Raw genomic sequence first — 8,206 nt, forward strand, 5'->3', positions numbered from 1 at the left:
CGCGCACGACCGCCCCGATGCGCACCGCCCTGCGGTGCAGGATGCCGCGGTCCTGGGTGAGCAGCACGCGGTCGTCCCGGGCCGCTTCGGCGATCAGCTCGTCGTCGGCCGCGTCGGTTCGGTAGCCGGTGTCGATGCCCAGCAGCCGCATCCGCCGCGCGAGCTTGCCGAAGTGCACGTCGAGCTGGAACCGCGGCGGAGCGGGCTGCGGCCGCGGCACCGGCGGGACGTCGATGACCGAGCCCGCTGCCGGGCGGTGCGCGGCCGGGACCGGTTCGCCGTCCACCCGCAGCTCGCCGGTCTCGGTCAGCGGCACACCGAGCGAGCGCACGACGTGCCCGGTGCTGGCGGTGCCGTCGTGCGTGCTGCGCACGCAGTGGGCGCGGCGCTTGGACGGCAGGAAGAACCGCAGCTCGGCGGCTACCCGCACGGTCACTTCGGGCATCGCCGCAGATGGTCCGCCCCGGCTGCGCGGCTGTCCAAACGCCGCCGGCTCCGGCCGCCGGCCCGGGCTGCGACGGCCGGAGTCCGGCCGTTCAGCCCAGCAGCAGCGGCAGTTCGCGGAAGCCGTTCATGAGCGTGCTGGTGCCCCTGCGCAGCTCGTCGTCGGGCACGGCCAGCCGCGCGTCCGGGAACCGGCTGGTGAGCGCGGCGAACGCTTCGGCTCCTTCCAGGCGCGCCAGCGGCGCCCCGAGGCAGTGGTGGATGCCGTAGCCGAACGTGAGGTGCCCGGTCTGCCCGCGCTCCAGTTCCAGCTCGTCGGGCCGCTCGAAGCGCGCCGCGTCCCGGTTCGCCGAAGTGATGTTGATCAGCACGATCTCGCCCGCCGGGATGGTCACGTCGCCGATCGTCACCGGTTCCGTCGTGAACCGCCGCGTGCTGGTGCGCAGCGGCCCGTCGAAACGCAGCAGTTCCTCGACCGCGCCCGGCACCTGGTCCGGCTGCGCGCCCAGCGCCGCCCAGCGCTGCGGTTCCTGCAGCAGCGCCCGCGTGCCGTTGCCGATCAGGTTCACCGTGGTCTCGTGCCCGGCGACGATCAGCAGGAACGCGGTGCTGAGCAGTTCGCCTGCGCTGAGCCGGTCGCCGTCGTCGGAGGCGATGGTCAGCGCGGACAGCAGATCGTCGGCGGGCGCGGCGCGCTTGTCCTCGATCAGGCCGGTGAAGTACTCCGCCATCTCGCGGGAAGCGACCCGGGGCTGTTCCTCGCTCTGCGGATCCATCAAGGCGCCGGTCCATCCGCGCAGCGGGCCGCGGTCGGCCTCCGGCACGCCCATGAGCTCGCAGATCACCGTGATCGGCAGCGGGAAGGCGAACCGGTCGATGAGGTCCACCGGCTCGTCGCGGGGCAGGTCGCGCAGCAGGTCGTCGATCAGTTCGCGCACCCGCGGGCGCAGGTTCTCGACGCGGCGGGAGGTGAAGTCGCGGGCGAGCAGTTTGCGCAGCCGGGTGTGGTCCGGCGGGTCGGCGTTGAGCATGTCCCGGCCGACCATCTCGGGAATCTCCGCCACGCCGTGCGGGGTGAGCTTGTCCAGCATCCGCTCCCGCAGCTGCTCGGCGTCCTTGGCCAGCCGCGGATCGGCCAGTGCTTTGCGGGCGTCGGCGTAGCGGCTGATCACCCAGACCGGCAGGCCGTAGCGGGCGTACGCGGTGTGCACCGGGGCCCGCTCGCGCAGCTCCCGCTCCACTTCCAGGGCGTTCTGCCAGTAGTCGGCATCGAACAACATCGGTTTCGCGTCCGTCACTCCGCCCAGTGTGCCGCCGATCACCGGCCGGCAGCGACAGCCGAAAGAAGTAGTCCCCGGTGCTGCCAGGGGGATCCGGTGGTCGGCCTGCTTCGTCGAGCACCACGAAGGGGAGCTGAAGATCGACGCGGCGGGGCGGATCGGCTCGACGGCTCCGTGCTCCCGGCCCGTTCGGTTCGCCGGAGCCGGCGACGGCCGGATGTGGGGTTGGCCGCTGTGCGGGGCCGGTGCGCCGGGTGAGCTGGGAACATGGCCTCGTGCGCACGTTGCTGATCGACAACTACGACTCCTACACGTTCAACCTGTGCCACCTGTTGGCCGAGGTGAACGGGCGGGAGCCGGTCGTGGTGGCGCACGACGCCGCGGAAGTCGGTGAGCTGGACCTGGACCGCTACGAGGCCGTGGTGATCTCGCCCGGTGCCGGTGACCCGCGGCGTGCGCGGGACTTCGGGGTGTGCCGGGACGTGCTGCTGAAGACGAACCTGCCGGTGCTGGGGGTGTGCCTGGGACATCAGGGGATCGCGGTGGCCGAAGGTGGCGGCGTGGTCCGCGCCCCGCAGGCCAGGCACGGGTACGTCACGCGGGTCGAGCACGGCGGGGAGGAGCTGTTCGCGGGCATCCCGTCCGGATTCGGCGCGGTGCGCTACCACTCGCTGTGCGTGGCCGAGCCGTTGCCGCTGGAGTTGGCGGTCACCGCCCGCGCCGAGGACGGCGTGGTGATGGCGCTGCGGCACCAGCGGTTGCCGCGCTGGGGTGTGTAGTTCCACCCGGAGTCGATCGAGACGGAGTTCGGGCGCAGGCTGCTGGAGAACTTCCGCGCGCTGGCGGCCGGTCGCGGGGCGTCGGGATCTTCCGTCGCGCGAGCTCCGGCGGTCGGCGAAGCGGCTTCCGGCCACTCCGGCACCAGCGCAACGTCGCAGCGCACCAAGGCCGTGCGGGCCGGAACCGCGGGCCCGGGCCACGCCGGCTCGGTCAATCCGAACCGCGCCGCGACTCCCGCTCGCACCACCGCGGCTGCGGACCGCGCCGGAGCCGTGAAACCGAGCGACACCGACGCCGCTGCGCCCGCCCGCACCGCAGTGCACTACACCGCGCACGTCCGCGAACTCCCCGGCGCCATCGACGCCGATGCGGCGTTCACGCGGCTGTTCGCCGCATCGGAAACCGCGTTCTGGCTGGACTCCTCCAGGGTCGAGCCGGGCATGGCGCGGTTCTCGTTCTTCGGCGACGGTTCCGGCCCGCTGGCGGAAACGGTGCGCCACCGGGTGGGCGAGTCCCCGCCGCTGTTCGACGAGCTGCGCGCGCAGCTGGCGCGCCGGGAGGTGTCCGCGCCACCGCTGCCGTTCGATTTCGTCGGCGGTTACGTGGGCTATTTCGGCTACGAGCTCAAAGCCGAGTGCGGCGGTGACGCCCGGCACCGCGCCGAGACTCCGGACGCACGCTGGTTGTTCGCCGACCGCTTCGTCGCCGTGGACCACGAGCAGGACGCGACGTACCTGGTGGCGCTGAGCACCGGCGCGGAAACCGCCCGCGGCGCCGCCGCCTGGCTGGACGAGACCGGCCGTGAACTGCGAACGCTCCCGGCATCGCCGGATCCGCTGGCCGGGCACCGCGGCACGTCCGCGGTCGAACCGGACCGCGAGAGCTACCTCGCCGCCGTCGAGTGCTGCCGGGAATCGTTGCTGGCGGGGGAGAGCTACGAGATCTGCCTGACCACCGGCGCCGAATTCGCAGCCGTGGACGGTGGATTCGAGGCCTACCGGCGGCTGCGGACGCTGAATCCCGCGCCGTACTCGGCTTTCCTGCGCTTCGACGACGTGGAGGTGGCCTGTTCCTCGCCGGAGCGCTTCTTGAAGGTCAGCGGCGGCGTGGCCGAGGCGAAGCCGATCAAGGGCACCGCGCCGCGCGGGGACAGCCCGGAAGCCGACGCCCGACTGCGCGCCGACCTCGCCGCGGATCCCAAGTGCCGCGCGGAGAATCTGATGATCGTGGACCTGCTGCGCAACGACCTCGGCCGGGTGTGCAGGCCGGGTTCGGTGCACGTCCCGATCCTGATGGAGGTGCAGAGCTACCAGACGGTGCACCAGCTCGTCTCCACCGTGCGCGGGGAGATCGACGACGGCCGGGACGCGGTGGACTGCGTGCGGGCCTGCTTCCCCGGCGGTTCGATGACCGGGGCGCCGAAGCGGCGCACGATGGAACTCATCGACGACGTGGAGCAGCGGGCGCGCGGCGTCTACTCCGGCGCACTGGGCTTCTTGAGCCTCAACGGCGCCGCGGACCTCAACATCGTCATCCGCACTTTGGTGCGCAGCGGCGGGAAATGGCGCACCGGGGCGGGCGGCGCGATCGTGCTCGGCTCGGATCCGGCGGCGGAGTACGAGGAGATGCTGCTGAAGGCGGCCGCACCGGCACCTGCTCTATCCACAGTGGACTGATCGGTGCCGGCCGGTAACTCCGTCGCGCGGCGGCACGGCCCCGAACCACTCGGTCGTGCGACTCCAGCGGCGCGCTCGGCTCGGCCAGGGTGGAGGGGTGCTCGAACCGGGCACGACGGCACCGCAGACAGGGAGGAAAGCGATGGAGCGAGTGGTTCTGCTCGACGAGGACGGGCGAGCCGTGGGCACCACCGACAAGGCCACCGTGCACCACGAGGAAACACCGCTGCACCTGGCCTTCTCCTGCTACCTGTTCAACCCGCGCGGCGAGCTGCTGCTGACCCGGCGGGCGCTGAGCAAGCCGACTTGGCCGGGGGTGTGGACGAACACCTGCTGCGGCCATCCCGGTCCGGCGGAGACGCCGCGGGACGCGGTGCTGCGCAGGCTTTCCGACGAGCTCGGCATCGAGGTGGGCGATGTCGAACTGGTGCTGCCCGGCTTCCGCTACCGCGCGGTGATGGGCAACGGCGTGGTGGAGAACGAGATGTGCCCGGTGTTCCGGGCGATCACCGAGGTCACCGCGCACCCGAATCCGGCTGAGGTGGAAGAGGTGCGCTGGGTCTCGTGGGCGCAGCTGACCGCGGATGTGGCCGGGGGGACCGCGGAGATCTCGCCGTGGGCGAAGCTGCAGATCGACGAGCTCACCGGCCTTGGAACGGACCCGTCCCGCTGGCCGCTCGGCGATCCGGTGGACCTGCCGCCCGCCGCGCGGGAACCGATGAACGCGGCCTGAAACCGGCCGTGCTCCGGTTTCCCGGAATGGACGTGGTGCGTCCGTGGTTGCTGATCGGTGGGGGCCGACGCGTTCGCCCTCGGGCGGCGAGCGGCGCCGCTGGAACCCGATCACGCTCCAGGGAGGCCGGATATGAAGGCGGCGGTGTACTCCGAGAACGGCGGTCCCGAGGTCCTGCGCTACGAGGATGTCCCGGACCCGCGAGTGCGGGCCGGTGAGGTGCTGCTGCGGGTGGCCGCCGTCAGCGTCCAGGGCGGTGATCTGCTGCACCGGCAGCTGGTGCCGTTCGAGACCGCGCCGCACGTCGTCGGCTACCAGGCCGCCGGAACCGTCGCGGCCGTTGGCGAGGGCGTCACGTCGGTGCGCGAGGGGCAGCGGGTGGTCGCGTTCATGCCCGAGGGCTCGCACGCCGAGCTGGCCACGGCAGCCGAAGGGCACGTGTACCCGGTGCCGGACGAGCTGGACCTGCGGCTCGCCGCAGGCATCCCGGTCGAGTTCGGCACCGCCGACGAGTGCCTGTTCGAGTTCGGCGGGTTGCGCGCGGGGGAGACGGTGCTGGTGCAGGCCGCGTCCAGCGGTGTGGGCTTGGCCGCTGTGCAGCTCGCGAAGGCCGCCGGTGCGACGGTTTTCGGCACCGCCTCCAGCGACCCGAAGCTCGCCCGGCTCGCCGAGTACGGCCTCGACCACGGGATCAACTTCAAGTGTTCCGAGGTCGTCGCCGCGGGCCTGCGCCGCACCGGCGATCGCGGGGTCGACCTGGTCGTCGATCCGGTCGGCGGGCGCACCTTGGAAGGCAGCGTCGGCGCGCTCGCCTACCGGGGCCGGATCAGCTGGGTCGGCCAGGCCGGCCGGGACGAGCAGCAGCCGCAGCTCGCGCCGCTGATGTTCAAGAACGCTTCGCTCAACGGCGTCTACCTGGGCGGCGAGTTCGAGCACGCTCCGGAGCGCACGAGGTCGGTCATCGAACGGCTCATCGGCCGGGTCGCGGCCGGGGAGCTCACCGTCGTGCTGGACCGGGAGTTCCCGCTCGCCGAGGCAGCCGAGGCGCACCGCTACATCGAGAGCCGGGCCGCGTTCGGGCGAGTCCTGCTCATCCCCTGAGCGCTCGACTCTTTCCCCTGCGGAGTCGTCGGAACGTCCCGTGAAGTCCCGCTCTTTCACGGGTTTTCCGGCCCGCCGCGTTGGTAGCGTCCTGATCCGAAACGAGAGCCGGCGAGCCGAGCGGCAGGAGCGCGATGACCGGGATCACCGACGACACCGACCGATGGCTGCGGCGCTTCCGCCCTTCGCCGGACGCCACCGCGCGGCTGGCCTGCTTCCCGTACGCCGGTGGCGCGGCCCCGTACTTCGTCCCGGTCGCGAAGATGCTCGCGCCCTCGATCGACGTGCTCGCGGTGCAGTACCCGGGCAGGCAGGACCGCCGCGGCGAGGACTGCCTGGGCAGCGTCGAGGAGATCGCCGAACAGGTGCTCCCGGGCCTGCGCCGGTGGGCGGACGATTCGCTCGCGCTGTTCGGGCACAGCATGGGCGCCAGCGTCGCCTTCGAGGTGGCCCGCCGGTTGGAGGCCGAAGGCACACCGCCGCGCGCGCTGTTCGTTTCCGGCAGGCCCGCACCGACCCGCAACCGCGATGAAGGAATCCACTCGCTCGGCGACGACGCTTTCATCGCCGAGCTGCAGAAACTCGGCGCAGCCGCCGCGGTCGCCCTCGCCGACGAGGAGCTGCGGCGGATGGCGATGCCGTCGCTGCGCGCCGACTACCGCGCCGCCGAGACCTACACGTACCGGCCGGGCACCGACCTGACCTGCCCGGTGCACGCCTTGATCGGCGTGGACGACCCGAAGGTCACCGAGGACGAGGCCCAGGACTGGCAGCACCGCACCAGCGGCCCGTTCACGCTGCACGAATACCCCGGCGGCCACTTCTACCTGGACACCGAGACCGATGACGTCCTCGCGCTGCTGCGGCGAACGCTGGGGGCGTGACCACGGCCGGGGATTCGACGAGGTCGGAGCTGGACTGATGACGAGCCGAGTGCGAGCGGATTCCCGCCCGGGGAACCCGCTCGCACTCGATCATTTCCAGATGTGTCCCGGGATCGGCGATCAGCGCGCAGCGCCGTTCCGGGAAAGGGGTCGTCGACCCGTCACTTGATTTCGATGGCGTCGATCTTCGCCGGGGTGTTCCGGACGAGCGTCTTGCCCGGGTCGACCTTGAGCACGTCGCCGTTGTGGTCGTAGAGGTACAGCGTGTTGTTGCCCGCGTAGGCCTTGTCGACCCACCAGCCGCCGAAGTCCATCTTCCCGCCGTTCGCGTAGCAGTCGGTGCTGTCCTCGCCGCCGCTGCTGTGCGACCAGATCTGCGAGAAGTTCTCGTCGGGGTTGCACTCCACCTTGTTGATGGCGAAACCGGTCGCGGCCGGTCCGACCATGGTGAACGTGGCGGCCGCGATGATCGCGGCGGCCGCGCCGCGCGCCGTCTTCTTCGTGTTCATGACCATAATTCCTCCTCGGGGAGAATCCAGAACCCATGAGCGCACTTCGCGACTTCTCGAGTGCGTCGTGCAGAACAACAGTCCCAGCGGGTGCAGCCGACGGCAATTGTTGAAACGTTTTCCGGGGTCGCTTCTGCACTCTTTTGCATTGCGCGTGTCCGGTGGAGAAAAACCCGCACCAGGTCCGATCGCGTCCCTTCTGTGCTGGTAGGCGGCTTGCTGCGGTCGGCGGAATATGACAAAGCGCCCGATTTTGTTGCGCGTTCACGAGTTCCGGGAATTGAAATCCCGGCGGATCGCGTCGGGGCTCGTGAGTGGTGGTCAGGCGTCGAAGCGGCCGGTGCGAGTCGGTTCGCCGGAGGAAAACCCCGCGGTCGGCGTGCCGGGCGGTGCGGGCGGGCGCGTCGTGCGGTGGCGGATGGTGCAGTGCCGATCATGGTCGATTGGAAGAAGGCGCTCGCGCTGCTGGTGGCGGCGTTCGGGATTGCAGCGGTGGGCGTGTACGCGCAGGAAATACTCCCGGACGCCGTGCCGGACGCGGTCCCTGTTCTGGGCGTACGTGGTGGGAATGACCGCGGTCCCCGGTGTGGTCACCTATTTGCGCACTCGGCCGGATTTCGGCGATCGGGGCGTGGCGCTGACGACCGCGGTGAGTGTCGTAGCAGCGGGTGCGGCCGCGATTTGCACCTTCGTTTTCGGGCTGTTCGCCTTCCTCGTCGTCGCAGCGCTGCACTTGGTGCTGCGACGGTTCCTCCGGGCCGTTCCGGCCCTCGCCGTGTCGGCGGTCGTCCTGGCCGCG

The 8,206-nt window shown here is 71.2% G+C and carries 9 protein-coding genes; 6 read left to right on the top strand and 3 right to left on the bottom strand.

From position 1 onward, the window contains the following. On the bottom strand, nucleotides 1-445 hold a 445-nt coding region (locus IJH84_RS12930), incomplete at its 3' end, for a Mut7-C RNAse domain-containing protein (RefSeq protein WP_295144526.1). Nucleotides 446-536: 91 nt separating this feature from the next. After that, entirely contained in the window at nucleotides 537-1,742 is a 1,206-nt protein-coding gene (locus IJH84_RS12935) for a cytochrome P450 (RefSeq protein WP_295144529.1), read from the bottom strand. 257 nt (nucleotides 1,743-1,999) lie between these two features. Here IJH84_RS12935 and IJH84_RS12940 point away from each other — a divergent pair, with 257 nt between their 5' ends. From IJH84_RS12940 to IJH84_RS12960, 5 genes are all read left to right on the top strand, one after another. Further along, nucleotides 2,000-2,503: an aminodeoxychorismate/anthranilate synthase component II gene (locus IJH84_RS12940; RefSeq protein ID WP_295144532.1), complete on the top strand. Its 504-nt coding sequence runs from the start codon at nucleotides 2,000-2,002 to the stop codon at nucleotides 2,501-2,503. A gap of 273 nt (nucleotides 2,504-2,776) precedes the next feature. Further along, the gene (gene pabB / locus IJH84_RS12945; RefSeq protein ID WP_295144535.1) at nucleotides 2,777-4,180 is read left to right on the top strand and encodes an aminodeoxychorismate synthase component I; all 1,404 of its coding nucleotides are present in this window, start codon (nucleotides 2,777-2,779) and stop codon (nucleotides 4,178-4,180) included. A gap of 142 nt (nucleotides 4,181-4,322) precedes the next feature. Beyond that, the gene (gene idi, locus IJH84_RS12950; protein WP_295144538.1) at nucleotides 4,323-4,913 is read left to right on the top strand and encodes an isopentenyl-diphosphate Delta-isomerase; all 591 of its coding nucleotides are present in this window, start codon (nucleotides 4,323-4,325) and stop codon (nucleotides 4,911-4,913) included. Between the two features lie 132 nt (nucleotides 4,914-5,045). Further along, complete coding sequence (locus IJH84_RS12955) at nucleotides 5,046-6,014, top strand: zinc-binding dehydrogenase (RefSeq protein ID WP_295144542.1); 969 nt, start codon at nucleotides 5,046-5,048, stop codon at nucleotides 6,012-6,014. 134 nt (nucleotides 6,015-6,148) lie between these two features. Beyond that, nucleotides 6,149-6,898 carry an alpha/beta fold hydrolase gene (locus IJH84_RS12960; RefSeq protein WP_295144545.1) on the top strand — a complete coding sequence of 250 codons (750 nt, stop codon included), beginning with the start codon at nucleotides 6,149-6,151 and terminating at the stop codon, nucleotides 6,896-6,898. 161 nt (nucleotides 6,899-7,059) lie between these two features. On the opposite strand, the gene IJH84_RS12965 is transcribed toward IJH84_RS12960, so the two are convergent. Further along, nucleotides 7,060-7,407 carry a beta/gamma crystallin domain-containing protein gene (locus tag IJH84_RS12965; RefSeq protein WP_200068547.1) on the bottom strand — a complete coding sequence of 116 codons (348 nt, stop codon included), beginning with the start codon at nucleotides 7,405-7,407 and terminating at the stop codon, nucleotides 7,060-7,062. A 568-nt stretch (nucleotides 7,408-7,975) separates the two neighbouring features. Here IJH84_RS12965 and IJH84_RS12970 point away from each other — a divergent pair. After that, nucleotides 7,976-8,206, top strand: a 231-nt coding sequence (locus IJH84_RS12970; protein ID WP_295144549.1) for a hypothetical protein, incomplete at its 3' end; no start/stop codon positions are given.

The organism is Saccharopolyspora sp., assembly GCF_017434145.1.
Lineage (GTDB): Bacteria > Actinomycetota > Actinomycetes > Mycobacteriales > Pseudonocardiaceae > Saccharopolyspora_C > Saccharopolyspora_C galaxeae.